The sequence below is a fragment of the Cupriavidus laharis genome (genome assembly GCF_914271435.1).
In the GTDB taxonomy this organism is placed as follows: domain Bacteria; phylum Pseudomonadota; class Gammaproteobacteria; order Burkholderiales; family Burkholderiaceae; genus Cupriavidus; species Cupriavidus laharis.
Genome location: NZ_CAJZAI010000004.1, coordinates 406,198 through 433,065, shown reverse-complemented (window position 1 = coordinate 433,065; position 26,868 = coordinate 406,198). Strand labels below are relative to the sequence as shown.

Annotated in this window: 23 protein-coding genes and 1 tRNA gene; 14 read left to right on the top strand and 10 right to left on the bottom strand. The window is 65.9% G+C overall.

Features of this window, described 5'->3' with window-relative positions; genetic code table 11:
* The first annotated feature begins 180 nt into the window (after positions 1-180).
* Positions 181-1,944, top strand: a complete 1,764-nt coding sequence (locus LDO29_RS11785; protein ID WP_224079960.1) for a glycosyltransferase family 39 protein — start codon at positions 181-183, stop codon at positions 1,942-1,944.
* Positions 1,945-1,999: 55 nt separating this feature from the next.
* Entirely contained in the window at positions 2,000-3,052 is a 1,053-nt protein-coding gene (locus LDO29_RS11780; RefSeq protein WP_224080047.1) for a bifunctional UDP-4-keto-pentose/UDP-xylose synthase, read from the top strand.
* Positions 3,053-3,065: 13 nt separating this feature from the next.
* Here LDO29_RS11780 and LDO29_RS11775 read toward each other — a convergent pair whose 3' ends face one another.
* Both LDO29_RS11775 and LDO29_RS11770 read right to left on the bottom strand, forming a co-directional pair.
* On the bottom strand, positions 3,066-4,148 hold the full coding sequence (locus tag LDO29_RS11775; protein WP_224079959.1) for an alpha/beta fold hydrolase: 1,083 nt from the start codon (positions 4,146-4,148) through the stop codon (positions 3,066-3,068).
* A gap of 262 nt (positions 4,149-4,410) precedes the next feature.
* Positions 4,411-4,821 carry a hypothetical protein gene (locus LDO29_RS11770; protein WP_224079958.1) on the bottom strand — a complete coding sequence of 137 codons (411 nt, stop codon included), beginning with the start codon at positions 4,819-4,821 and terminating at the stop codon, positions 4,411-4,413.
* Between the two features lie 656 nt (positions 4,822-5,477).
* Between LDO29_RS11770 and LDO29_RS11765 the strand changes: the two genes are divergently transcribed.
* Entirely contained in the window at positions 5,478-6,455 is a 978-nt protein-coding gene (locus LDO29_RS11765) for a hypothetical protein (RefSeq protein WP_224079957.1), read from the top strand.
* A gap of 67 nt (positions 6,456-6,522) precedes the next feature.
* Here the strand turns inward: LDO29_RS11765 and LDO29_RS11760 are convergent, their stop codons facing one another.
* The 8 genes from LDO29_RS11760 to LDO29_RS11725 form a co-directional block, all read right to left on the bottom strand.
* Entirely contained in the window at positions 6,523-8,427 is a 1,905-nt protein-coding gene (locus LDO29_RS11760; protein WP_224079956.1) for a potassium transporter Kup, read from the bottom strand.
* A 325-nt stretch (positions 8,428-8,752) separates the two neighbouring features.
* Complete coding sequence (locus tag LDO29_RS11755; protein WP_224079955.1) at positions 8,753-9,466, bottom strand: ABC transporter ATP-binding protein; 714 nt, start codon at positions 9,464-9,466, stop codon at positions 8,753-8,755.
* Positions 9,463-10,230, bottom strand: a complete 768-nt coding sequence (locus tag LDO29_RS11750; protein WP_224079954.1) for an ABC transporter ATP-binding protein — start codon at positions 10,228-10,230, stop codon at positions 9,463-9,465. Before LDO29_RS11750 ends, LDO29_RS11755 begins: the two co-directional genes overlap by 4 nt.
* Positions 10,227-11,324, bottom strand: a complete 1,098-nt coding sequence (locus tag LDO29_RS11745; RefSeq protein WP_224079953.1) for a branched-chain amino acid ABC transporter permease — start codon at positions 11,322-11,324, stop codon at positions 10,227-10,229. The genes LDO29_RS11750 and LDO29_RS11745 overlap by 4 nt, the downstream gene beginning before the upstream one ends.
* 1 nt (position 11,325) lies before the next feature.
* Positions 11,326-12,192 (bottom strand): branched-chain amino acid ABC transporter permease, encoded by an 867-nt coding sequence (locus LDO29_RS11740; RefSeq protein ID WP_224079952.1) that lies wholly within the window; start codon positions 12,190-12,192, stop codon positions 11,326-11,328.
* Between the two features lie 104 nt (positions 12,193-12,296).
* Positions 12,297-13,484: an ABC transporter substrate-binding protein gene (locus tag LDO29_RS11735; protein ID WP_224079951.1), complete on the bottom strand. Its 1,188-nt coding sequence runs from the start codon at positions 13,482-13,484 to the stop codon at positions 12,297-12,299.
* Between the two features lie 114 nt (positions 13,485-13,598).
* A complete protein-coding gene (locus LDO29_RS11730) occupies positions 13,599-14,414 on the bottom strand; it encodes an alpha/beta fold hydrolase (RefSeq protein ID WP_224079950.1) in 816 nt (271 codons plus the stop codon).
* 13 nt (positions 14,415-14,427) lie between these two features.
* The gene (locus tag LDO29_RS11725) at positions 14,428-16,107 is read right to left on the bottom strand and encodes a benzoate-CoA ligase family protein (RefSeq protein WP_224079949.1); all 1,680 of its coding nucleotides are present in this window, start codon (positions 16,105-16,107) and stop codon (positions 14,428-14,430) included.
* A gap of 280 nt (positions 16,108-16,387) precedes the next feature.
* Between LDO29_RS11725 and LDO29_RS11720 the strand changes: the two genes are divergently transcribed.
* From LDO29_RS11720 to LDO29_RS11670, 11 genes are all read left to right on the top strand, one after another.
* Complete coding sequence (locus LDO29_RS11720) at positions 16,388-17,317, top strand: helix-turn-helix transcriptional regulator (RefSeq protein WP_224079948.1); 930 nt, start codon at positions 16,388-16,390, stop codon at positions 17,315-17,317.
* Between the two features lie 112 nt (positions 17,318-17,429).
* Positions 17,430-19,115 (top strand): 2,3-epoxybenzoyl-CoA dihydrolase, encoded by a 1,686-nt coding sequence (boxC, locus tag LDO29_RS11715; protein WP_224079947.1) that lies wholly within the window; start codon positions 17,430-17,432, stop codon positions 19,113-19,115.
* Positions 19,116-19,144: 29 nt separating this feature from the next.
* The gene (boxB, locus tag LDO29_RS11710; RefSeq protein WP_224079946.1) at positions 19,145-20,569 is read left to right on the top strand and encodes a benzoyl-CoA 2,3-epoxidase subunit BoxB; all 1,425 of its coding nucleotides are present in this window, start codon (positions 19,145-19,147) and stop codon (positions 20,567-20,569) included.
* A gap of 88 nt (positions 20,570-20,657) precedes the next feature.
* Positions 20,658-21,911 carry a benzoyl-CoA 2,3-epoxidase subunit BoxA gene (gene boxA, locus LDO29_RS11705; RefSeq protein ID WP_224079945.1) on the top strand — a complete coding sequence of 418 codons (1,254 nt, stop codon included), beginning with the start codon at positions 20,658-20,660 and terminating at the stop codon, positions 21,909-21,911.
* Between the two features lie 127 nt (positions 21,912-22,038).
* Positions 22,039-22,428 (top strand): MbcA/ParS/Xre antitoxin family protein, encoded by a 390-nt coding sequence (locus LDO29_RS11700; protein ID WP_224079944.1) that lies wholly within the window; start codon positions 22,039-22,041, stop codon positions 22,426-22,428.
* Complete coding sequence (locus tag LDO29_RS11695; RefSeq protein WP_224079943.1) at positions 22,388-23,140, top strand: RES family NAD+ phosphorylase; 753 nt, start codon at positions 22,388-22,390, stop codon at positions 23,138-23,140. The genes LDO29_RS11700 and LDO29_RS11695 overlap by 41 nt, the downstream gene beginning before the upstream one ends.
* Before the next feature lie 122 nt (positions 23,141-23,262).
* Positions 23,263-23,338 (top strand) — tRNA-Met (locus LDO29_RS11690).
* 175 nt (positions 23,339-23,513) lie between these two features.
* Positions 23,514-24,098 (top strand): NUDIX hydrolase, encoded by a 585-nt coding sequence (locus LDO29_RS11685; RefSeq protein WP_224079942.1) that lies wholly within the window; start codon positions 23,514-23,516, stop codon positions 24,096-24,098.
* A gap of 23 nt (positions 24,099-24,121) precedes the next feature.
* A complete protein-coding gene (gene aat / locus LDO29_RS11680; RefSeq protein WP_224079941.1) occupies positions 24,122-24,874 on the top strand; it encodes a leucyl/phenylalanyl-tRNA--protein transferase in 753 nt (250 codons plus the stop codon).
* Positions 24,875-24,910: 36 nt separating this feature from the next.
* On the top strand, positions 24,911-25,711 hold the full coding sequence (locus tag LDO29_RS11675) for an arginyltransferase (RefSeq protein ID WP_224079940.1): 801 nt from the start codon (positions 24,911-24,913) through the stop codon (positions 25,709-25,711).
* Positions 25,712-25,831: 120 nt separating this feature from the next.
* Positions 25,832-26,866 (top strand): quinone-dependent dihydroorotate dehydrogenase, encoded by a 1,035-nt coding sequence (locus LDO29_RS11670; protein ID WP_224079939.1) that lies wholly within the window; start codon positions 25,832-25,834, stop codon positions 26,864-26,866.
* Positions 26,867-26,868 lie beyond the last annotated feature (2 nt).

Sequence of the window (26,868 nt, the reverse complement as noted above, 5' to 3'; positions counted from 1 at the left end):
TAAGTCGCGCAACCGCCATTCTGCCCAAACTTCCTTAATCTGCCATTAAGGTTCGTCACTTATCCTTCGGCGTTGCCCTGAACCAGCCGCTTGTCCGCATTCCCTCCGACAACCGTTGCCGCACGGCATTACCCGGTTTCCGGCCCGATACCCAATACCGCCACGCCAGCTTCCTCCTTCATGTTTCAAGGTTCCGACCGCCTGACGGGCGAGCACGACGTGCTTGCCGCGCAAGCTGCACACCCGTGGCACAGGCGAAGCTTCGGCGGTGTTCCGCTGATTGTGCTGACAGGCGTCTGCGTGGTGGTTGCGCTGCTATGGTTCGGCACGCTTGGCATGCGCCACCTGATCGGCCCCGATGAAGGCCGGTATGCCGAAATCGCCCGCGAGATGTTCCTCAGCGGCGACTGGGTGACTATTCGCTACAACGAACTGAAGTACTTCGAAAAGCCGCCGTTCCATATGTGGGTGACGGCGCTGTCCTATGCGCTGTTCGGCATTGGCGACTGGCAGGCGCGCCTGTGCGTCGCCCTGGCCGGCGCCATCGGACTGCTGGCGTCCATGCTGGCGGCGCACCGCTGGTTCGGCGCCCGCACCGCGCTGCTCACGGGACTCGTACTGGTAGCGGCGCCGATGTGGAGCGTCGCGGCACACTTCAACACGCTGGACATGACGCTGTCCGGCGCCATGGCCTGCGTACTGGCGTTCATGCTGCTGGCCCAGCACCCGCTGGCCAGCCCGTCCGCGCGCCGCAACTGGATGCTGGCATGCTGGCTGACCATGGGCATTGCCATCCTGACCAAGGGACTGGTTGGTATCGCCTTGCCCGGGATGGTGCTGGTGATCTACACGCTTGTCACGCGTGACCTTGCCCTGTGGCGCCGCCTGCATCTGGCGAGCGGCATTGCACTGATGCTGCTGGTCGCGGTGCCGTGGTTCTGGCTGGTGTCCGAGCGCAATCCGGAGTTCCTGCGCTTCTTCTTCATCCACGAGCACTGGCAGCGCTACACGTCGACCGTGCATTCGCGCAAAGGCCCGCTGCTTTACTTCGTACCGCTCGTGATTGCAGGCTTCCTGCCATGGCTGGGCCTGTTTCCGCGCATGTGGCGCGCGGTGCGCGAGTGCGCCGGCGTGGCGGACGGCAGTGGGCCGCGACCGTTCCAGCCCGCGCTGCTCGCCGCCATCTGGGCGGTCGCCATCTTTGTCTTCTTCAGCCTGTCGCACTCAAAGCTGCCCGGTTATATTCTGCCGATCTTCCCGGCGTTGGGCATGCTTGGCGGCGTGGCACTGGATTCGATCTCCGAACGGTCCTGGCGCCGCCAGCTCGTGGCCGGCGTGGTAATCGGTGCTATCGGGCTGCTGGCAAGCCCGATCGTCGCCACCCTGAATTCGAACAACACGCCCAATGCGCTGTATCGGGCCTATGCGGTCTGGGCCGCCGTTGCCTTCGGGCTGGTCATTGCCAGCACGCTGGCGGCGCGCTGGCTGCTGCCGCGACGCGGGCTGCTGGCAAGCATCACGGTCTACGCGCTGGGCATGTGCACGGCATTCACGGCAGCGCTGCTGGGGCATGAAGTCATCGGCCGCTCCGCATCGGGTGTCGACATGATCGCGCCGGTTGCGCGCGTGCTGCGCCCCGACATGAAGCTCTATGGCGTGCGCGTGCTGGACCATACGCTGCCGTTCTACCTGCGCCATCCGCTGGTCATGGTCGAGCACGCCGACGAGCTGGAATTCGGCGTCACCCAGGAGCCGCAGAAATGGCTGCCGACCACTGCGGCGTTCCTTGCCGCGTGGCAGGACGGACAGCCGGCCATCGCGATCATGTCGCCGCAGACCTTTGCCGAACTCAGCCAGCGCGCGCCCATGTACGTGGTGGCACGCGACTGGCGCCGCGTCGCCGTGGCCAACTTTGCCGTGAGCGCTCCGCCGCAACAACGCTAGCCCGGCCCCAGGCCCGGCGCACCCTTACGCTTAACCCATGCAACAACCCATCTCCATGCAAGGCAAGAAAGTCCTCATCCTTGGCGTCAACGGCTTCATCGGCCACCACCTGACGCGCCGCATCCTGGAAACCACACCGTGGGAGGTCTACGGCATGGACATGTCGTCCGACCGCCTCGGTGACCTGGTCAACCATCCGCGCATGCACTTCTTCGAGGGTGACATCACCATCAACAAGGAGTGGATCGAGTACAACATCCGCAAGTGCGACGTGGTCCTGCCGCTGGTGGCCATCGCCACCCCGGCCACCTACGTGCGCCAGCCGCTGCGCGTGTTCGAGCTCGACTTCGAAGCCAACCTGCCGATCGTGCGCGCCGCGGTCAAGTACGGCAAGCACCTCGTCTTCCCGTCGACCTCCGAGGTCTACGGCATGTGCGCCGACGACGAGTTCGATCCCGAGTCGTCGCCACTCATCTACGGCCCGATCAACAAGCCGCGCTGGATCTACGCCTGCTCCAAGCAGCTCATGGACCGCGTCATCCACGCCTACGGCATGGAGCAAGGCCTGAACTACACGCTGTTCCGCCCGTTCAACTGGATCGGCGCCGGGCTCGACTCGATCTTCGAATCGAAGGAAGGCTCCTCGCGCGTGGTCACGCAGTTCCTCGGCCATATCGTGCGCGGCGAGCCGATCAAGCTGGTCGACGGCGGCGCGCAGAAGCGCGCGTTCGCCGATATCTCGGACGGTATCTCGGCGCTGATGCGCATCATCGAGAACCCCAACGGCGTGGCCACGGGCAAGATCTTCAACATCGGCAACCCGGCCAATATCCACTCGGTGCGCGAGCTGGCCGAGATGATGCTGAAGATGGCCGCCGACTACCCCGAGTACGCCGAGGAAGCGCGCAAGACGCAGATCGTCGAGACCTCCTCGGGCGACTTCTACGGCAAGGGCTACCAGGACGTGCAGCACCGCGTGCCGAAGATCGACAACACCATGCAGGAACTGGGCTGGAAGCCCGAGGTGACGATGGAGCAGGCACTGCGCCGGATCTTCGAGGCTTACCGCGACCACGTGGTCGACGCACGTACCCTGGTCAACGACTAAGCCCTGAGCGCGACTACGCATCCGCCCGGTCGAAGCCGGCCTTGCGGGCCAGCACAATGGCCTGGGCCCGGTTTTCCACCTCCAGCTTGGAGAAGATGCTGGTGATGTGGTTGCGCACCGTCTTCTCGCTCAGGTCCAGGTGGGCGGCAATCTGTGCGTTGTCGCGCCCCTGCGCGATCAGCTCGACGATATCCCGCTCGCGGCGCGTGAGCGCCATGAACGCCGGGTCGGCCGCCGCAGCAGGGGCCGGCAGGAAATTGTGGATCTCGTCGAGCCAGCGGCGCCAGGCCAGCTCGGTTTCCAGCAGCAGGTGATTGCCGCTTTCCAGCGGTACGAAACGTGCGCCGGGAATCTCGCTGGCAATCAGGCGCCCTTCGTCGAACGGCACCCGCGCATCATGCACGGCATGCAGCACCAGCGTCGGGCAGGACACCAGGGGCAGCAGCGCCACCACGTCGATCTCGTTGAATACGCGCATGAAGCGCGCCGCATTCACCGGTGAGGTCGAGACCCGTTCCAGTTCGTTGAACCACCGGTGCTGCTCGGCCGTGCCGCCGGGGATGAACTGCGTCGTGAAGAACTGGCGAAAGGCCGGGTTCTCCTGTCCCCACCCAAGTTCGGCCAGCTTGTTCATCAGCTCGGCTTCGTCACGCAGGTGCGGGTTCAGGTGCAAATCGCGCTTGAGCCGCCCGCGCGCGTAGCCGCCGTGCAGGATCAGATGGCTGACCCGCCGCGGGTGCGCCACGGCGTACGCCACGGCGATCGATGCGCCCTGCGAGATACCCAGCAAGGGGAAATGGTCCACGCCCGTGGCGTCGACAATGGTTTCCAGGTCGCGCAGCCAGGCGTCGAAGGACAGGTCTTCCACCTCGCGATCGGAAAGCCCGCAGCCGCGCTCGTCATACCGGATCAGCGTATGGTCGCTGGACAATGCCGCCAGCATGTGGCTCCACACCGGGCTGCCGACATCGAACTCCAGATGGCTCATCCAGTTCGCCGCCTTGACCAGCGGCGGACCGCTGCCGGTGATGGCATACGCCAGCCGCACGCCATCGCGGCTGGTGCACAGGCGGATCTGCTGCTTGAGCATCGGCATCTCGGCTCACGCGGCACAGGTTGCCGGCGCGGGCAGCAACCGGCCCACGCGATTGGCGCGCTACGTGACTTACCTAGATTAGCAAAGGAATCCGCTTGCCGAGATGGCAAAGCGCTGCCAGGCCCGGCGAAAACCGGGCCTGTCCCACCTGGCGTCAGGCTTGCGCCAGCGCGGTGCATGTGGCGGTCATGGCGCACACGCCGCGAGGCGCAGGATCAGCAGGCAGGAAGGCGGAGGGTTGCCCTGGGGCTGGTGATCGCCACTATGTGTGCAGTGCCTCCTGCGCTGGGCCGGCAGTCAGGCACGCGCCGCCACGCCCGTCTCCCTGCTGCGCGCGGGCGCCGTCGGTGAAGGGGTCATAGCGGCCGCCCATGCGGCTGCCGTCGGTGTAAGGATCAGGCTTGCCCATGCGCATGACGCCCTGGTCAGCGCCCGAGCCATCGACCGCGCACACGGACATGCCCTGACGCGCGATGACAGCCGGTGCATTCCTTAGCGAATCGGCCTGTGCTGCGCCGCGGGCGCCATCGGTGAAGGGATCGCGCGGGCCGTTATGGCCCGGCGCGGCAGTTGCCCGTGGGGCTTCGCCACGCACGTCGGCGTGGGCCATGCTGCAAAGCCCGGCGGCGAGTGCGGCAGCGGCAAGCATGGTCTTGGCAAGGTTCATACGCATGGATGACTCCAACAGGGCCCGCCGGACCGCCAGGTACGGGACCGGGGCGCGGCATGGCCTTGTACAGGCGATCTCGCTCGATGAGCGCCTTCAATGCGGGGCCGCACGGGATCGCCTTTGCCGTGCCTGGCCGAGTGCGGTGCCCGTCTGCCGCCATCCCATCGTGGCAGCGCCAGGGCGCCTGACTACCGTGTCAATGCGTCGTGTGTCTCAGTGCAGCTATCGCAGCATCCCTGCAATGGCTGCAAGGTCCCGCGGGTGCAAGCAGAGGAACGCATTGTCCGGCCGTACGGCAAGCCAGTGCCTGAGGCGCGTGTCCCGGTTCCGGCCTTCCGGGCTCGCCGGACGGTCGGGATTCCGGGACAGCCGCCCCGAGATCGGTTCCGGGGCGGCCATACGCAGGCGCACTGCGCACCGCGGCGTCTGCCCCGTCGCGCGCTCCCGGCACCTGTCGCTAGCCTGTATCCGGCTAAACGGCAAACAGTGGCCGCTAGTGAACCCCAACCCGGGCATCGGGACTGATGTCCCGCCAGCCGGCAGCGATCATGTCGCGCCGTACGGCCCAACCGGGACAAGGGCCTCATGCCGTGCCGGCCCGATGCGGGAAAGATTCGCTCACCGTCAATCGCGACGGTGCCATCCCCTCAGGAGTTGCCATGCAAGACCCCGCCTCGACTACCGACACACAGCGCTACGCCCGCTGCATCGCCACATCCCGCCGCATTCGCTGGGATATCGACCGCGACGTGATCCGCGACCGCAGTTTCGACATGCACCACAAGTTCCTGCCGGACGGCCTGTCGCTGGTCGACGAGCTCACCTTCCTGACGCCTGACGAGCAACGCTTCCTGAGCCAGGTGCAAGGCCGTACGTACGCCAACATGTTCGGGCTGGTCGAGCGCTTCGTCAGCGCCAAGGTGCTGGAGTTGACGCAGGACCACCGCTTCGGCGACCAGACCGCGCTGGAAGCGCTGATCCGCTTCACCGACGAAGAGCTGAAGCACCAGGAACTGTTCCGCCGCATCGAGCGCCTGATCGCGGTGCACATGCCCGCCGGCTACCATTTCGATGCCGCGCCGAACGATGTAGCCGCCTTCGTGCTGGGCAAGCGGACCTGGGCCGTGCTGGCCATGACCTGTCAGCTGGAACTGTTCTCGCAGGCGCACTACCGCGCCAGCATCGGCATGGCGCCGGGCCTGTCCGATCTGTACAAGGACGTGTTCCTGTTCCACTGGCGCGAGGAATCGCAGCATGCCATCCTCGACGAACTGGAATGGAAGCGCGAAGACCTGCGCATCGATGCCGCCGAGCGCGATGCCGCGGTGGACGACATGATCGCGCTGGTGGCCGGCATGGATGAGATCCTGCAGGCGCAGGCGCGTGCCGACGCCGACTACTTCCTGCGCGTGACCGGCAAGCCGGAGGACTCGGCCCAGGCTACGCAGGTGCGCGAGCTGTTGCTCAAGGCCTACCGGTGGACCTACATCGTTACCGGCGCGCTGGAGCCGCGCTTCGGCAAGCTGCTGGGCGACATGATCAACCCAGCGCAGGCCGCGCGCATCGACGCCGCCATGGCGCCGCTTATGTACGCGATGCCTGCTGCCGGCCAGCCATCCCCCGCCATGGCGGCCTGACGCTGCCGAAAAGACGAAGCCCCCGCACGGCTTGTGCCGGCGGGGGCTTCGCGCTGCCGATCGCGGCTCAGATCTCTACCTTGGTACCGAGCTCCACCACGCGGTTGGCCGGAATCTGGAAGAAGTCCGACGGCTTGGCGCCGTTCTGGTGCATCCACGCAAACAGGCTTTCGCGCCACATTGACATGCCCGGCAGCTTGGACGGGATGACCGACTCGCGCGCGATGAAGAAGGACGTCTCCATCAGCTCGAACTGCATGCCCAGCTTGCGCTGCGCCAGGTCCAGCACCCTGTGCACGTCCGGGGTTTCCTTGAAGCCGTAGTCCGACTTCAGGATATAGACGCCGCCGCCCAGGTCCTTGCAGCTCAGGCGCTGCTCGTCATCGACATAGGGAATGTCACGCGTGACGAAGCTGAGGAAGACCACGCGCTCGTGCAGCACGCGGTTGTGCTTGAGATTGTGGAGCAGCGACACCGGCACCGACTCGGTATTGCCGGTCAGGAATACGGCCGTGCCCTCCACGCGGTGCGGCGGGTGCGCCAGCAGGCCGGCAATGAACGGCTCGAGCGGAATGCCGTCTTCCAGGCTGCGCGCGCGCAGCAGCTTGCGGCCGCTGTACCAGGTCATCAGCAGGAAGAACGCCGAACTGCCGAGCAGCAGCGGGAACCAGCCCCCCTCGGCAATCTTCAGCAGGTTGGCGGCGAAGAACGCCAGATCCACCAGCAGGAAGGACAGTCCGATCAGCGTCACCAGGGCCGGATTCCATTTCCAGACGTTGCGCATCACCACCGCGGACAGGAAAGTCGTGATGACCATGGTGGTGGTCACGGCGATGCCATACGCCGCGGCCAGGTTCTCGGACTTCCTGAACGAGATGACCACCGCCACGACCAGGACCAGCAGGATCCAGTTGATCACCGGCAGGTAGATCTGGCCGATCTCGGCCGCCGAGGTGTAGCGCACGCGCATGCGCGGCACGAAGCCGAGCTGGATGGCCTGGCTGGTCAGCGAGAACGCACCCGATATCACGGCCTGCGAGGCAATCACCGTGGCGCAGGTCGCCAGCAGCACCATCGGGATCAGCAGCGGCTCGGGCACCATCAGGTAGAACGGGTTCTCGGCGCCGGCCGGGTTGGTCAGCAGCATGGCGCCCTGGCCAAAGTAGTTCAGCATCAGGCACGGCATGACCAGCATGAACCAGCCATAGCGGATCGGCCGCGCGCCGAAATGGCCCATGTCCACGTATAGCGCCTCGGCCCCGGTCAGCACCAGGAATACCGAGCCCAGCACGATAAAGGCTTGCAGCGAATGCTCGATCAGGAACGAGATGCCGTAGTACGGGTTGACGGCCTTGAGGATTCCCGGCGCCTGAGCCAGGTTGTACACGCCGAGCAGGCCGAGCGTCAGGAACCAGGCCACCATGACGGGGCCGAACAGCTTGCCCACCGCCGACGTGCCATGGCGCTGGATCAGGAACAGCCCCACCAGGATCACGAGCGTGATCGGGATGACGTAGTGGGAGAGCTGCGGCGCGGCAATCTCCAGGCCTTCCACCGCCGAGAGCACCGAGATGGCCGGCGTGATCACCGCATCGCCATAGAACATGCAGGCCCCGAAGATGCCCAGCATCATCAGCAGCTTGGCCCAGCGCGAGCGTGGCGCCGCCGTGCGCAGCACCAGCGCCATCAGCGCCAGCACGCCGCCCTCGCCGTCGTTGTCGGCGCGCATCACGAACACCACGTACTTGATCGAGACCACGATGATCATGGCCCAGAACAGCAGCGAAATGATGCCCAGCACGGCGTCAGGGCTGAACGGAATGCCGTGCTCCTTGCTGAAGCACTCCTTGAGGGCGTATAGCGGGCTGGTGCCGATGTCGCCGAACACGACACCGATGGCGCCCATTACCAGGGCGCGCGTGCTCGGGCTTTCGACAAAGTAGTGGCTAGTGGTTGCGGATTGGGTGGTCATGAATTCTGGTCTTGACGACCGGATCGCGGGCGGTAGACGGCTCTACCCGGAGTCCGGCCCGACACAGCAGCCGTGGATCGGCCGCCTCCCTCTTTTGGTGTTCTATTGCATTGCACAAACGGCCGCAATTCTAGATGAACTGTGGCGCGCCGGCCACTGACGATGCCCCCGATACCGCAGGCGGAACGCATCAAGCATGGGAGGGAAGCGGCGGATGGTCAAGTCCTGGCAGCAAATCGCGGTGGCGATGCCTGCCCTGGTGCTACGTTGCCATGCCACCACAAAATGAGATTTTTAAGTCTCTTTTTTCTCAGGCGCGATTGTCTTACACGCCAAGATAGCGATCGAGCGCCTCAGGCTTGCCGGCAAGGTCTGCTGCAGGGCCGGTCAGGACGACACGCCCCTTCTCCAGCACGACCACGCGGTCCGCGTGGGCGAGCACGGACCGGAAGTTGCGATCCACCACCACGGAGGCGATGCCAGTGGCCCGCACGGTGGCAATGACCTCCCAGATCTCGCGCACGATGCGCGGCGCCAGGCCTTCGGTGGCTTCGTCCAGCACCAGGCAGTCCGGGTTGGTCATCAGCGCGCGGCCGATCGACAGCATCTGCTGCTCGCCGCCGGACAACTGCTGGCCACCATGGCCCAAACGCTCCTTGAGCCGCGGGAACAGGTCAAGTACGCGGGCCTCGTCCCAGTCGTGGCGGCCGTTGCAGCCCTTGCGGGCGGCCATGACCAGGTTCTCGCGCACCGACAGGTTCGGGAAGATGCCCCGCCCTTCGGGCACGTAGGCCACGCCAAGGCGAGCCACCTCGTAGGGCTGCGCGCGCGAGACGTCGCGCCCGGCCACGCGGATGCTGCCGCTGCGCTGGCGCACGTGCCCCAGCAGGGTCCGCAACAGCGTGCTCTTGCCCATGCCATTGCGCCCGAGCAGGCCCACGGTCTCGCCCGTACCGACGCTGAACTCCACGTCGCGCAGGATGTGGCTGGAGCCGTACCAGGCGTTGATGCCGCTGGCTTCGATCATGGCCGCGGTCATGCCGGCACCTCGCTGTCTTCCGCCTCGCCCAGGTAGGCAAGCTGGACTTCGCGGTTGGCGCGGATTTCCTCGGGTGTGCCGCTGGCAATGACCGCGCCGTTGACCATCACGGTAATGCGGTCGGCCACGGAGAACACGGCGTCCATATCGTGTTCCACCAGCAGGATCGCGTGGCCTTCGCGCAGGCCGCGCAGCAGCGCCAGCATGCGCGACGACTCCTCCGCGCCCATGCCCGCCAGCGGTTCGTCCAGCAACAGGGCCACGGGCTGCGTGGCGAGGCACATGGCGACTTCAAGCTGGCGCTTCTGGCCATGTGCGAGTTCGCTGGCCAGCCGCCCGGCATGCGCCGCCAGCCCGGCACGTTCCATGGCCTCGTCGGCCAGCGCACCGCTCATGCGGCAGCTGCCGGCGCCTTCCCACAGCCGCCAGGCGCGCTGGGCACGCGACTGGGCCGCCAGCCGGCAGTTCTCCCGCACGGTCAGCGGCAGGAAGATGTTGTTGCGCTGGTAGCTGCGGCCGATCCCATGCCGTGCCAGTCGCGGCTGGGACCAGCCGGTCACGTCGTGCCCTTGCAGGTGCAGCCGCCCGTCGGAAGGCGGCAGTTCGCCGGACAGCATGTTGATCAGCGTGGACTTGCCAGCGCCATTCGTGCCGATCACCGCATGGATCTCGTGCAGCGCCAGCGACAGGTCCACCTCCGCCACGGCGGTCAGCCCGCCAAAACGCCGCGTCAGCCTCGTGGCCTGCAATACCGGTGTGCTCATGCGGCCTCCGTGTTGCGGTGGCGGTTGCTGCGGTTCTCGCCGCCCGCCTCCTGCGCCGTGTCGTCGTCATCGCCCGAGGTACCGCCGTTGCGCACGCCCGGGGCGCCCTGCTTCTGGCGCAGCACCGCGGGCAGGCTCACCAGCCCGCGCGGCAGCAGCGCCACCGCCACGATGATGAAACCGCCCATCAGCAACTGCCAGTGCTTGGTCATGGTGCTGAACCACTCGGCCAGCAGCACGAAGGAAAAGGCGCCCAGCACGGCGCCCGCCAAGCTGCCCACCCCGCCCAGGATGACCATCAGCATGGCATTGCCCGACTGGTGCCAGGAAGCGATCTCCGGGTTGACGAAGCCGAACTGGATCGCATAGAGGAACCCCGCCAGGCCCGCCAGCATGCCGCCCGCGACGAAAGCGCCGAGCTGGTAGCGGTACGTGGCATAGCCCGCGGCGCGCATGCGCTGCTCATTGTGCCGGATGCCAACCAGTGCGTGCCCGAAGCGCGAACGCAGCAGCAGCGCCAGCACGGCCACAGTCAGGCCCATTGCGGCCCAGACCATCCAGTAGAAGTGGCTGGGATCGTTGACGGTCAATTGCTGCACGCCCGGCACCGGAAATTCCGGGCGGAAGTAGATGTACGTGCCATCGCTGCCGCCGGCAATCTTGGTGTCGTGGAAGACGAAATACGCCATTTGCGCGAACGCCAGCGTGACCATGATGAAGTACACCCCGCGCGTGCGCAGCACCAGCATGCCGACCACCATGGCCAGCGCCGCCGCCGCACCCAGCGCCCCCGCCAGCAGCAGCCAGCCGTTACCAGGCCCGGATTCCGGCGCCAGTATGGCCGTGGCATAGGCCGCTGCCGCGAAGTAGGCGGCGTGGCCCAGGCTCACCAGGCCGGTATAGCCGATCAGGAGCTGCAGCGAGAGCGCGAAGATGGCCATGATCATGACCTTGCTGAGCAGCTCGATATAGAACTTGTGGCTGTCGGCGGTCAGCAGCAGCGGCAGGCTTGCCAGCACGGCAAGCGCAACCAGCCACGCAAGGGCGGCGCGTGCACCGCCATGCGAAGGCGCCAGGGAAAGCTTGGTATCCATGTCAACCCGCCTTGAACAGGCCTTGCGGCTTCCACAACAGGATCACCGCCATCAGGAGGTAGATCAGCACGCCCGATGCTTCCTGCCAGAAGACTTTGCCGAAGGTATCGACAAAGCCCAGCAGCAGCGATGCCACCAGTGCGCCTTTCACCGAGCCGATACCGCCGATCACCACCACCACGAAGCATACGATCAGCACCTGCGCACCCATGCCCGGATACACGGACGACACCGGCGCGGCAATCATGCCCGCGAGCACCGCCAGCGCCACGCCGAGCGCGAACACCACGCGGTACAGCACTGTCACGTTGATGCCCAGCGACTGCACCATTTCGCGATTGGTGGCGCCGGCACGGATCATCATGCCCAGGCGCGTGCGCCGGATCACGAAGTACATGGCCGCCGCCACCAGCAGGCAGACTGCCGAGATGCACAGGCGGTAGACCGGATAGGTCATGTCGTTGCCGATCGGCAGTGCGCCGTCGAGCAGCGCCGGCACCGGCACGCCGTGCACGTCGTCGCCGACCAGGATGCTGCGCAACTCTTCGAACACCAGGATCAGGCCGTAGGTCATCAGCACCTGCTGGAGGTGGTCGCGCTCATAGAGGAAGCTGAAGAACACCCACTCGAGCACGTAGCCGAATGCCACGGCCAGCACGATGCCGAGCGGCAGAGCAATCAGCAGGTTGCCTGTCAGGCTGGCCAGCGCAAACGCCAGGTAGGCGCCGAGCATGTAGAAGCTGCCATGTGCCAGGTTGATGACGCCCATGATGCCGAAGATCAGCGTCAGGCCACTTGCGACCAGGAACAGCAGCAGCCCGTACTGCACGCTGTTCAGGCACTGGATCAGGAAAGAGACGATGTCCATGCTGGCAATGCATCAAACAGAACCGATTGCGCCACACACGCCGGTGACAGGCTCCCCTCTATCGCGCGCGGGATAGGGGAGCAAACCGTGCGCCACCGCAGGCCTTACAGCCTGCACCCGCGCGCCGGATCGGCCAGCGCCTTCACCGCCACCGTGCTCACCTTGTTCTCGCGGCCGTCCACCTTGCGCAGATAGAAATCCTGCACCGGGTTATGCGCCTTGGACAGCGTAAAGGCGCCGCGCGGGCTGTCCACCCTGGCCGTTTCCATGGCCTTGTAGACATCAGCCTTGCGCGACATGTCGCCCTTCACCGCGTTCGCACCGGCGGCCAGCAGTTGCGCCGCGTCGTAGCCCTGCACGGCGTACACGTCCGGCTGCAGCTTGTACATCTTGGCGTAGTCCAGGCGGAAACCCTTGTCGCGCGCGTTGCTCAGTCCGTCGGCATAGTGCAGCGTGGTCTCCAGACCCTGCGCGGCGTTGCCCTGCGCCTCCAGCGTGCCGTCGGTCAGGAAGCCCGAGCCATAGAGCGGGATCTTGTCCTTGAGGCCGGCCGCGGCCCAGTCCTTGACGAACTTGACGGCGCCGCCGCCCGCGAAGAAGACGAACACCGCATCAGGCTTGAGCGCCGCCACTTCGGTGATCAGCGCCTGGAATTCCACGTTGGGGAACGGCAGGCTCAGTTCCTTCACCACCTTGCCGCCCTTGCCTTCGAAGGCTTCCTTGAAGCCTTTGACGGATTGCTCGCCGGCCGCGTATTTCCAGGTCAGCGTGACGACCTTCTTCATGCCGCGCTCGGCCAGCACGTGGCCCATGGCATAGCCGGGCTGCCAGTTGGAGAACGAGGAACGGAAGATGTTGGGGCCGCACAGCGGACCAGTGGCTTCATCCACGCCGGCGTTCGGAATGATCAGCAGCGTATTGTTTTCCTTGGCCACCTTGACGATGCCCATCTGCACGCCCGAATGCACGGTGCCCACCACCACATCGACCTGGTCACGCTTGATCAGCTTGGTGGCATTCTCGGGCGCCTTGGCAGGATCGGATTCGTCATCGACCTTGAAGTACTCGATCTCGCGCCCGCCCAGCTTGCCGCCCTGCTGCTGCACGTACATGCGGAAGCCGTTCTCGATGGCCGTGCCCAGTGCCGCATACGTGCCCGTGTAGGGCAGCATGAACCCTACCTTGATCTTCCCGCCCTGCGCGCTTTGCGCATGGACGGCCCCGGTGGTGGCAAGCATTGCAGCAACGGCAAGGCAGGCAGGCGCGAGCCTGCGCGATGTGAAGCGGTGCATGATGTCTCCTGGTGGTCAAGCCGGCGGTTCGTGGAACCGTGATCGGTCCCTGCCCCAGGTTCGGATGCATATCCGGACGCATGCCAGGATGCGAACGCGGGGGCGGGCAACGAATTATTTTAGGTATGAAGTATGTGCCGTTATAAACCGTACCGCCTCCTGCGTCAACGGTCCCGGCTGGTCGCGATGTGGCGAATGACCGCACCGCGCGAGTTTAAGCAAGGCGGTTTGTGGGGCATATCGATGGATACCCTCGATCTGCGCCATGGTGCCGTACTCATCGTCTTCACCCTGCACCGCCAGCACCGGGCAGCGCAGTTGCGGCAGGAGTGCGTGCAGATCCCATTGGAGGAAGGCGGGGTTAAGCCAGATGTCATTCCAGCCCCAAAAGGCCGAATCCACGTCGTCGTGGTAGCGCGCCAGGCGACTGCGCAGATCCGTCTCCAGGTAGGCCCGGCGCGTGGCTTCGATGCTGCGCACGGACAGCTCCTCGACGAGGATATGGGGCGCCAGCACGGTGATGCCATCGACGGAATCGGGAAAGCTGGCGGCGTGGATCAGCGCAATGGAGGCGCCGTCGCTGTGACCGAACAGCCATGGCTTGCCACGGCTGCGGCCCGGGCCGATATCCAGTGCATCGAACAGCGCCGGCAACGCCTCGCGCGCCTGCCGGTGCATGAAATCGACACCCCACTTCTCCTCGTGCGGCCGCGGCGTGGAGCGCCCGTAGCCGTAGCGCGAGAACACCAGTCCGCGGAAGTCGCCGGCCTCGCAGAAGCTGCGCGGGAAATCCCGCCACATGCTGACCGAGCCCAGCCCTTCATGCAGGAACACCACCAGCGGACGCTGCGTGCGCTCGGGGCGCAGCCACTGGTACTCGATCCGGATGCGCCGGCCGTCGAACGGAATGTCCACCCACTCGCTGTGCATGCAGGCCTTGTCCTCAGGCATTGGCGGAAACAGTTGCGGTTGCAGTGGCCGCGCCAGCCTGCCGCGCGGCTTCTTCGCGCTGGCGCAGGCGGAAGCGCTGGATCTTGCCCGTGGCGGTCTTGGGCAGTTCCTCCACGCATTCGATCTGCCGCGGATACTTGTACGGCGCCAGCCGCGACTTGACGAAGGCCTGCAGCTCGGCAGCCATGCCCGCATGCCATTGCTGGCCCGGCCGCATCACGACGAAGGCCTTCGGCTTGACCAGTTCGTCGGCATCGGCCACGCCGATCACCGCCGCCTCCAGGATGGCCGGGTGCTGCGCCAGTGCAGCCTCGACCTCGAATGGCGAGACATAGATCCCGCCCACCTTGAGCATGTCGTCGCTGCGCCCGGCATAGATGTAGTAGCCGTCGGCATCCTGCAGGTACTTGTCGCCGCTGCGCGTCCAGGCGCCGACGAAGGTATCGCGGCTCTTGTCGCGGTTGCTCCAGTACATCAGCGCCGCCGACGGCCCCCTGATATACAGATCGCCGATCTCGCCGGGCCGGGTGGGCTCGCCAAGCTCGTCCAGCAGCTTGAGTTCATAGCCGGGCACCGGCTTGCCTGTAGTGCCGTAGCGCACTTCTCCAGGCCGGTTCGACAGGAAGATGTGCAGCATCTCCGTCGAGCCGATGCCATCCAGGATGTCGCAGCCGAAGTGTGCCAGGAAGCGTTCGCCGATATCCCTGGGCAAGGCTTCGCCTGCCGATGTGCAGACGCGCAGGGCCACGTCGCTGCGCGGCGGCAGGTTCGGCGCGGCGAGCATGCCGGCAAACAGCGTGGGAACCCCGCAGAACACAGTGGGACGATGCTCGCACAGTCTCCGGAACACCGCTGCCGGCGTCGGCCGTTCCGCCATCAGCACCGTGGTGGCGCCCACCGACAGCGGGAACGTCAGCGCATTGCCGAGCCCATAGGCAAAGAAGAGCTTCGCCGCCGAGAACACCACGTCGTCTTCGCGCATGCCCAGCACGCGGCGCGCGTACAGGTCGGCCGTATGGAACAGGTTGCCGTGGGTATGCACAGTGCCCTTGGGCCGGCCCGTCGAGCCGGACGAGTAGAGCCAGAACGCCATGTCATCCGGCCCGGTACTGACTGCCGGCGCCGTCGAGCGCGTACGCGCCACGACCGCCTCCACGCTGCAGCTGGGTGCCGCGTCCTGGTGCGGGCCGGCCTGGATCACCAGCGGGGAAAGGCCGCTGCCCGCAATCGCCGTCTTCATGGTGGGCAGCAAAGCCTCAGACACTACTACGGCGCGCGCGCCGCAGTGGCCGAGCATGTAGGCGTAGTCGTCGGCCGTCAGCAGCGTATTCACGGCAACCGGCACCACGCCTGCCAGCAGGCAGCCAAGGAATACGGTGGGAAAGTCGATGGTATCGAGCGCACACAGCAGCAGCCGCTCTTCGCGCCGGAAGCCGGCATCGTGCAACGCTGCGGCAAAGCGGCGGCAACGTGTCTCCAGTTCGGAAAAGGTCAGCGTGCCGGCATCGTCGATATAGGCGATCTTGTCGCCGCGGCCAGCTGCCAGGTTGCGGCCAAGCAGGTCGGCGGCGGCGTTGTACCGGGCGGGCAGCGCGGTGATGTCGGATTCGGCAGTTCCGGGCGAAAGCGATACACCCGCCGGCGAACCGGCAGCGGTATTGGGGGGCGTCATGTCTCCACTCCTTGGTGTCGCCAGTTGCCGGCAGACGTGCCCGGCAGCGTGACGGCGTCAGGCCGGTCGCTCTTGGAATGCCGGTGCGCACAGGCGAACGCATCGGCTTGTTGATGCATTTTATTTCATATCGCCTATCATGCAAGTTAGTAGATGCACTATATGACACCACACGGCCGGCTACCCTGCGGGACTGCCTTATAATTCGCCTCCTTTTCCGGCCGGATACCGCACAAAGGCCGGCCCAAACTGCCTGATACGTTTGATACGCCTGTCCGCCATGCGCCGAGACCCCGAACCGCTCCCCTCGCCCGACGTCCGCGCCAGCGGCGCCAATGGCGAACGCGATCCCTATCTCACGCAGCTGGGCGAGCGCATCCGCTCGCTGCGCGCCGCGCGCGGCATGTCGCGCAAGGACCTGGCGCGCGGCGCGGATGTCTCGGAACGCTATCTGGCCAACCTGGAGACCGGCACGGGCAATGCCTCGGTGCTGCTATTGCGCCAGGTGGCGCACGCGCTCGATGTGCCGCTGCCGGTCGTGCTGGCGGAAGTGGACGGGCTCAACGGCCAGCAGGCCACCGAGTTCGCGCAGCTCGTGCAGTGGCTGGCACAGTTGCCCACCGGCGACCTGGCCCGCGTGCGCGACGCATGCCGCCACGCGCTGGCGCCCGCCGAATCGCGCGACACCCGCCACCGCCGCGTCGCCCTGATCGGCTTGCGCGGCGCCGGCAAGTCCACGCTTGGCCGCGCCCTGGCGGCTGCCGAGGATCTACCGTTCGTCGAGCTCAACAATGTGATCGAGCAGGAAGCCGGCGCGAGCCTGTCGGAAATTCACTCGCTGTACGGGCAGGCCGCGTACCGTCGCTACGAGATGCGCGCGCTGGAACGCGTTTTGCGCGAGCACGACAGCATGGTGCTGGCCACCCCCGGCAGCCTGGTGTCGGAACCAGCCACCTTCAACCTGCTGCTGTCACGCTGCTATACGGTATGGGTCAAGACCTCGCCGGAAGAACATATGGCCCGCGTGGTGGCGCAGGGCGACATGCGACCCATGCAGGGAAACCGCGAAGCCATGACGGACCTGCGCCGCATCCTGCAGGCGCGCATGCCGCTTTACGCCCGCGCCGACATGGCGCTCGACACCAGCGGCCAGGACGCCAACACGTCGCTGCAGGCATTGCGCGCCCAACTTTCCCACGTTACCGCCTGAGCCCGCACACCGCGCCCCGTGAGAGCGCGCAGAAAGGGATTGCATCGCCCTTCTCAATGCACTATATTTCATTAAAAGCCGCAAGGCACTATAGTGCATCAAGGAGACAGCCATGTCCGCGCCGGCAACCGCCCCCACACAAGCATCCGCCGAACCCGTCACGTTTGAACGCCACCCCGAGCAGTACCGCCACTGGAAGCTCACTTTCAACGGGCCTGTCGCCACGCTGGCGATGGACGTCGACGAAGAAGGCGGGCTGCGGCCTGGCTATACCCTTAAGCTGAACTCTTATGACCTGGGCGTCGACATCGAACTGCACGACGCCCTGCAGCGCATCCGCTTCGAGCATCCGGAAGTCCGCACGGTGGTAATGACCAGCGCGCGCGACCGCATCTTCTGCTCGGGCGCCAACATCTTCATGCTTGGCCAGTCGACGCATGCATGGAAGGTGAACTTCTGCAAGTTCACGAACGAGACGCGCAACGGCATCGAAGACGCCAGCCGCCACTCGGGCCTGAAATTTATTGCCGCCTGCAACGGCACTACGGCCGGCGGCGGTTACGAGCTGGCGCTGGCCTGCGACGAGATCGTGCTGGTCGACGACCGTTCCTCTGCGGTCAGCCTGCCGGAAGTGCCGCTGCTGGGTGTACTGCCGGGCACCGGCGGGCTCACCCGCGTGACCGACAAGCGCCGCGTGCGCCGCGACCACGCCGACATCTTCTGCACCACCACCGAAGGCGTGCGCGGGCAGCGCGCCAAGGACTGGAAGCTCGTGGATGAAGTGGTCAAACCCGCACGTTTTGCCGAATACGTTGCCGAACGCGCCGCCGCGCTGGCCGCCACCAGCGACCGCCCGCAGGGCCACCACGGGGTCGAACTCACGCCACTATCGCGCAGCGTCGAAGATGACGGCTATCGCTATGACACCGTGCGTGTCCACCTCGACCGCGCCGCGCGCAAGGCCACCATCACGGTATTCGGGCCAGACCGCCACCAGCCGGCGGACCTGGCAGGCATCGTGTCCGCCGGCGTGCAGTGGTGGCCGCTCAAGATGGCACGCGAACTCGACGACGCCATCCTGACGCTGCGGACCAATCACCTCGATATCGGCATGTGGGTCATGAAGACCGACGGCGACCCCGCCGCCGTGCTGGCCGCCGACGCGCTGATGGAAGCGCACGCCAGCCACTGGTTCGTGCGCGAGACCATTGGCATGCTGCGCCGTACGCTCGCGCGGCTGGATGTGTCCTCACGCAGCCAGTTCGCACTGATCGAGCAGGATTCCTGCTTCGCCGGCACGCTGCTGGAACTGGCACTGGCGGCGGACCGCAGCTACATGCTGCACCTGCCGGACGCACCCGATGACGCGCCGCGCGTGTTTCTCAGCGCAGCCAATTTCGGCCGCTACCCGATGCCCAACGGCCTGTCCAGGCTGGCCGCGCGTTTCTACGAAGACGAAGCCGCCATCGCCGCCGCGCGCGAGCACATCGGCGCGCCGCTGGATGCGCTCAGTGCGGATTCGCTGGGCCTGATCACCGCCGCACCCGACGACATGGACTGGGAAGACGAGATCCGCATTGCCGTGGAAGAACGTGCCAGCCTGTCGCCCGATGCGCTCACCGGTCTCGAAGCGAACCTGCGCTTCGGCCCCGGTGAAACCATGGAAACCCGCATCTTCGGCCGCCTGACGGCGTGGCAGAACTGGATCTTCAACCGCCCCAACGCGGTGGGCGAGAACGGCGCGCTCAAGGTGTTCGGTACCGGCAACAAAGCCCGCTTTGATTGGAACCGCGTCTGACGCCAAACGACCCGACAAGGAGACACCCCGTGAGCATCGACTACAGCCAGAAGATCCCCAACAACGTCAACCTGGCGGACGACCGCGCACTGCAGCGCGCACTGGAGCACTGGCAGCCGGCGTTCCTGGACTGGTGGCGCGACATGGGGCCGGAAGGCTCGCATGACTTTGACGTGTACCTGCGCACTGCGGTGTCGGTCGACCCGTCGGGCTGGGCGCATTTCGACTACGTGAAGATGCCCGACTACCGCTGGGGCATTTTCCTGCAGCCGGCCGACCCGGCGCGCCAGATCCATTTCGGCGAGCACAAGGGCGAAGCCGCGTGGCAGGATGTTCCGGGCGAGCACCGCGCCAACCTCCGCCGCATCATCGTTACACAGGGCGATACCGAACCCGCCTCGGTCGAGCAGCAGCGCCACCTGGGCCTGACCTGCCCGTCGCTGTACGACTTGCGCAACCTGTTCCAGGTCAATGTGGAGGAAGGCCGCCACCTGTGGGCCATGGTATACCTGCTGCACCGCTATTTCGGCCGCGACGGGCGCGAAGAAGCCGAGGCGCTGCTCGACCGCCGCTCTGGTGACCAGGACAACCCGCGTATCCTCGGCGCGTTCAATGAACGCACGCCGGACTGGCTGTCGTTCTTCATGTTCACCTACTTCACCGACCGCGACGGCAAGTTCCAGCTTTGCGCGCTGGCCGAATCGGGCTTCGATCCGCTGGCGCGCACCACGCGCTTCATGCTGACCGAGGAAGCGCACCATATGTTCGTGGGCGAATCGGGCGTGTCGCGCGTGATCCAGCGTACCTGCGAAGTCATGCGCGAGCGCGATATCCGTGACCCCGCTGACGTGCGCGCCGCCGGCGTCATTGACCTGGAGACCATCCAGCGCTACCTGAACTTCCACTACAGCGTGACCATCGACCTGTTCGGGGCGGACCAGTCATCCAATGCCGCAACGTTCTACAGCGCCGGACTCAAGGGCCGCTTCGAGGAAGGCAAGCGCACCGACGACCACGTACTCAAGGGCGACGTCTACCGCGTGCTGGAAGTGCGGGACGGCCAGCTCGGCGAGCGCGAAGTGCCGATGCTCAACGCGCTCAACGAGGTGCTGCGCGACGACTACATCCGCGATTCGATCGGCGGCGTGGCGCGCTGGAACAAGGTGATCGAGAAGCACGGCATCCCGTTCAAGCTGACGGTGCCGCACAAGGCCTTTAACCGCAAGATCGGCACGTTGTCCAATGTTCACGTGTCGCCGACCGGAGAGGTGCTGTCCGAAGCGCAGTGGCAGGCCAATGCACCCAAGTGGCTGGCCACGGAGGAAGACCGCACCTATGTCGCCTCGCTGATGGGGCGCGTAGCCGAGCCGGGCAAATACGCCAACTGGATCGCGCCGCCGGCCGTCGGCATCAACCGCCAGCCGATGGACTTCGAGTACGTGCGGTTCAACTGAACGGCCGCCTCGCCAGCAAGACATCACAAGAAAGACAGGACTGTCAGCCCGGGGCCGCATCAGGCCCCGCCCCACATGGAGACATACCATGGGCGCCCCCGAAATCATCAAGCAGCACCTGATCGATCCGGAAATCTGCATCCGCTGCAATACCTGCGAGGACACGTGCCCGATCGATGCCATCACCCATGACGAGCGCAATTATGTGGTGAAGGCCGACGTCTGCAACGCCTGCAACGCCTGCCTGTCGCCGTGCCCCACCGGCGCCATCGACAACTGGCGCACCATGCTCAAAGGCCAGGCCTACCCGATCGAGGAACAGCTCCTGTGGGACGAACTGCCGGCCGAGGTGCCGCTGCCTGCCGCCGACCTCGATGCCGCCGGCACCGATGAGGCGGTACGCGCCGACACCGCCGCCGCGGCCGTAGAAGACGGCGTGACGGTGCAGGCCGTGGAAACCAGCCGCCATACCTCGTCCCGGGCGCCATGGTCGGCGGCACACCCTTACGTTAACCTGCATGGCGTGCGCGCACCGGTGACAGCCACGGTGGCCGGCAACTACCGGCTGACCGCGGAGGACGCCTCCAGCGATATCCACCACATCGTGCTGGACTTCGGCACGCACTTCTTCCCGGTACTGGAAGGTCAGGCCATCGGCATCGTGCCGCCAGGCACCGACGCCGCCGGCAAGCCGCACTACATCCGCATGTACTCGATTGCCAGCCCTCGGGACGGCGAGCGCCCGGGGTACAACAACCTGGCGCTGACCGTGAAGCGCGTCGAGGAAGATCACGACGGCAACCCGGTGCGCGGCGTGGCGTCGAACTTCCTGTGCGACCTGGCCAAGGGCGACACCGTCCAGGTGGTGGGGCCGTTCGGCGCCACCTTCCTGATGCCCAATCACCGCGAAGCCAGCATCATGATGGTGTGCACCGGCACCGGCTCCGCGCCCATGCGCGCCATGACCGAGCGCATGCGCCGCAACATGGACCACTTCAGCGGCCACCGCATGCTGTTCTTCGGGGCACGCAACTCGCGCGAGCTGCCCTACTTCGGGCCGCTGCTGAAGCTGCCCAGGGACTTCCTGGATATCCACTTTGCTTTCTCGCGCGATGCCGAGGTGCCGCGACGCTACGTGCAGGACGCCATCCGTGAAGCATCCGACGGCGTCGCAGCCCTGCTGGGCAACCCGCACGGCCATATCTACATCTGCGGCCTGAAGGGCATGGAAGAAGGTGTGCTGGCCGCCTTTGGCGACGTCTGCGCCGCCGCCGGGCTGTCCTGGCCGGAACTGGAGGCCAGCATGAAAGCCGAAGGCCGGCTGCATATCGAAACTTACTGAAACCCGCCAACGCTCTTTCGCCTCGCCTGCCGCCTCGCCGCCGCGCGGCGGGCGGCTTCATGCATCTGTCGCTTCCCTTCTGAAATGACTCGCCTATAATGTTTCTCAAGAAACAGGAGCAGAGGCGATGCAATCGAGGCGAATTCCGGAGGCAGAACCCGCCAGCGGTCCGGACCCTGGCACGACGCTGACCAAGGCCGTCATGCGCGCGGCCGGCTTCCTGGGCATCAGCCAGGCGATAGTGGCCAGCGTGCTCGGTATCAGCACAGCTTCGGTGTCGCGCATGGCTTCCGGCCTGTACATCCTCGACAAGCACCGCAAGGAATGGGAATTCGGCGTACTGTTCGTGCGCCTGTTCCGCTCGCTCGATGCCATCCTCGGGCATGGGGAGCAGGCCCGGCTCTGGCTGACCAACGAAAACCTGGCGCTTGGCGGCAAACCCCTCGAAATGATCCGCACTACCGAAGGTCTGGTTCGTGTCGTTCACTACCTGGACGCCACCCGCGGTCGCATCTGAGCGCCGGCCGTTCGCGCTCAGCCTCTGGCGTGCGGTGGAAGCCCAGCACGTGGTTTCGACCATGCCACTGGTCGACAGCCTGGAAGAGCAAGCGGTGCTGGAAGCCGTGCTCGATGCCGGCAAGCCCGCTGTTCCCGCGGAAGCCCGTCATCTCCACTACCTGCTCTTCACGCCGTTCCGTTACCCGCCGTCGCCCTGGGGCTCGCGCTTTCGCGCCGAGCATGAACCGGGAGTGTTCTACGGCGCCGAAGAAATCCGCACAGCCTGCGCCGAACTGGGCTACTGGCGCTGGCGCTTCCTGAATGACAGCCCCGTGTTGCCTCGCATCGACGCGCGCGCCCAGACGCTGTTCCAGGTCAGCGTGCGCACCGACGGCGTGGCCCTGGATACGCCGCCCTTCGACCGGGACAGCGCGCAATGGACCAATCCCGACAGCCATGAAGCCTGCCAGGCCTTTGGCCGCGTCGCGCGCGAAGCCGGCATCGGCCTGATCCGCTACACATCGGTGCGTGATCCTGAGCACGGACCGTGTGGCGCCGTGATGACACCGCGGGCGTTTGCACACCCGCAGCCACTGGCCACCACCACATGGATGCTGACGGTGCGCCGCGACCGGGTGATCTGGCAACGGGACGACCTGCAGCAGCGTGACAGCTTCGAGTTCGCCGCATCGCTGTGGCAGCGCACAAGCGAAGCCCCCAAAGAAGGCTGAACCTCGCCTGAGCAATCATCGTCTAATGGTCATGGCAGGCCGACCGGCACGCTTGTACATAATTTCCTAATACAAGTGTTGCAATGCGGAAGCCGCTACGCTATAATTATTGCTTCGACGGACGCGGGGTGGAGCAGTTGGCAGCTCGTCGGGCTCATAACCCGAAGGTCGCAGGTTCAAGTCCTGCCCCCGCAACCAACGCATCAACACGTCGATGCCGGATTCGCCAACACTTCATTGGCAGTTCACCGCAAAGCCCGCAATCGCGGGCTTTTTGCTTTCCGGGCCCGGCGCACGCATTGGCGCCTTCGCACCCTCAGGCAGCCCGGCCGCGCGGTGATACACTTTGCCCCATTCCTCCCGGACGCCCCTCATGAAATTCTGCTCGAACTGTGGCCATGCGGTCGTGCTGCGCGTACCTGACGGCGACAACCGCCCGCGCAGCATTTGTGACAACTGCGGCACCATCCACTATGTCAATCCCCGTAACGTGGTCGGCACGATCCCGGTCTGGGAAGACAAGATCCTGCTGTGCAAGCGCGCGATCGAGCCGCGCTACGGCTTCTGGACGCTGCCGGCCGGCTTCATGGAGATCGGAGAGACCACGGCACAGGCTGCTGCGCGCGAAACGCTGGAGGAAGCCGGCGCCCGCGTGCAGGTCGGCGAACTGTTCTCGATCCTGAACGTGCCGCACGTGCACCAGGTGCATCTTTTCTACCTGGCCACGCTGGATGACCTGGATGTTGCCCCCGGTGAGGAAAGCCTCGAAGTGAAGCTGGTCGAAGAAGCCGACGTGCCGTGGGACGAACTCGCCTTCCCCACGGTCATCCATACCCTGCGCTGCTTCTTTGCCGACCGCGCGGCCGGCCGGTTGCAGGACAGCAGCTTCCGGCTGCACAGCCTGGATATCGACAAGCCCATGCGCCCGCTGACCAGCCGGGCGACCGTCACGCCCTGACCTCTTCCGCGACGGCGGCCCGCATGATTGCCTGGCTGGACCCACAGGATCCGTTTCCGCCGGTGGAGCGTGCGCTCGGGCCTGCCACGGAAGCGCCAGGCCTGCTCGCCGCCAGCCGCGACCTGTCGCCCCAGCGCCTGCTGCTGGCTTATCGCCAGGGCATCTTCCCCTGGTATTCGGTGGGCCAGCCGGTGCTGTGGTGGAGCACCGATCCGCGCATGGTGCTGGCGCCGCAGGCACTGAAGATTTCCGCCACATTCCGCAAGACGTTGCGCCGCGTGCTGCGCGACCCGGACTGGGAAATCCGCGTCGACGATGATTTCCTGGCCGTCATGCGGGCCTGTGCGCTGACGCCGCGCCAGGGGCAGGACGGCACGTGGATCACCCGGGAGATCATCGAGGCCTATGGCGCGCTGCACAGCAGCGGCATGGCGCATTCGGTAGAGGCCTGGTATCGGGGCGAGCGCGTGGGCGGGCTCTACGGCGTGGCGCTGGGCCGCATGTTCTATGGCGAATCGATGTTCGCGCACCGCACCGACGCCTCCAAGATGGCGCTGGCGGCGCTGTGCGCATTCCTCGGCAACCACGGCGTGCCGATGATAGACTGCCAGCAGGAAACCGACCATTTGGCCTCGCTTGGCGCGCGCCCCATCGCGCGTGCGAAGTTCCTGGCCCATGTGAGGACCGCCGCGGCACAACCGGCAATCACGCCCTGGCGGTTCGACAAATCGGTGCTGGAACGGTGGACCGCCACGCCCGCCGCTCCGGCCGTCTGACAAGCTGGCTGCATCACACGCCCCAAGTCCTGAGCCATGAGCAAGCTGAAGGAGCTTCCGCTTTCCGCGCTGCAGTTCTATGCAACGGCACCCTATGCCTGCAGCTATCTCGATGGCCGCATGGCCCGCTCGCAAGTGGCGACACCGGCCCACCTGATCAACGCCGACGTTTACTCGCGGCTGGTGCGCGCAGGGTTTCGCCGCAGCGGCATCTTCACCTACCGCCCCTACTGCGACGAATGCCACGCGTGCACGCCATGCCGCGTGCTCGTGGACCAGTTCGAGCCGGACCGTTCGCAACGCCGGGCCTGGCGCAGGCACGGCCACCTGCAGGCGCTTGTGGCGCCGCTGACGTACGTCGAAGAACACTACGCGCTATACCTGCTGTACCAGTCGATGCGCCACGCCGGTGGCGGCATGGATCAGGACAGCCGCGACCAGTACGAGCAGTTCCTGCTGCAGAGCCGCGTGAATTCACGCCTGGTGGAGTTCCGCGAGCCGCCGGGCTCGCCGGAAGCCGGCAAGCTGCGCATGGTCAGCATGATCGACGTGCTCGATGACGGACTGTCGTCGGTCTACACCTTCTACGACCCGCTCGAGCGCAACGCCAGCTACGGCACCTACAACATCCTCTGGCAGATCCGCCAGACGCGCGAACTGGGCCTGCCGCACCTGTATCTCGGCTACTGGATCGCGGAAAGCCGGAAGATGGCCTATAAGGCACGCTTCCACCCGCTGCAGGTGCTGACCGGCAACCAGTGGCACGCCTTCGAAGACGATGCGCGTGGCGACGTGCCTGATGCGCAGGCAGACGGCCCAGGCCCCGCTCAGGAATAGCGGGCAACGATAGGGACAACGGCAAGCAGGCAGGGCCGCACGGCGCGCGGGCAAGCGCCCCAGCCGCTACAATGCCGGCTTGGTTTTCACTCTGCACCGGCTGTCCGGTCGCCTGTCCCCGTGCTCAACGCGCTCTATCCCCTGCTCCGCCCCGCCCTGTTCTCGATGGACGCGGAGGACGCCCACCACTTCACCCTGAACAACCTCCTGCGCGCCCAGCGCCTGGGCCTGGCCGGATGCATCGGCAACCGGATCGCCAACGACCCGCGCACGGTGATGGGCATGCGCTTCCCGAACCCGGTGGGCCTGGCCGCCGGGCTGGACAAGGATGGCGCCTATATCGACGGGCTGGCGGCGTTCGGCTTCGGCTTCATCGAGGTGGGTACGGTCACGCCGCGCGCCCAGCCGGGCAACCCGCGCCCGCGCATGTTCCGGCTGCCGCAGGCCGATGCGCTGATCAACCGCATGGGCTTCAACAACGGCGGCGTCGATGCCTTTGTTGCCAACGTCACGGCCTCGCGCTGGAAGGCCGAGGGCGGCGTGCTGGGCCTGAATATCGGCAAGAACGCGGACACGCCGATCGAACGTGCGGCCGACGACTACCTGTACTGTCTTGAGCGCGTCTATCCGCACGCGAGCTATGTGACAGTCAACATCTCCTCGCCGAACACCAAGAACCTGCGCCAGCTGCAAGGCGCCAGCGAACTCGACAGCCTGCTGTCGATGCTCAAGACCGCCCAGCAGCGCCTGGCCGACCAGCACAAGCGCTATGTGCCGCTGGCGCTGAAGATTGCGCCGGACCTCGATGCCGACCAGATCGGCAATATCGGCGACGCGCTGGTACGCCACAAGATCGACGGCGTGATCGCCACCAACACCACGATTTCGCGCGACGCCGTAAAAGGCCTGCCGCATGCGGAAGAAGCCGGCGGCCTGTCCGGCCGGCCGGTGTTCGAGCCGTCGACGCGCGTGGTGCGCGCGCTGCGCCAGGTCGTCGGCGACGCGGTGCCGATCATCGGCGTGGGCGGCATCTTCAGCGGCGCCGATGCGCGCGCCAAGATCGATGCAGGCGCAAAGCTCGTGCAGGTCTACAGCGGCCTGATCTACCGCGGCCCGACGCTGGTGCGCGACTGCGCCGCCGCGCTGCGCGCCTGAAG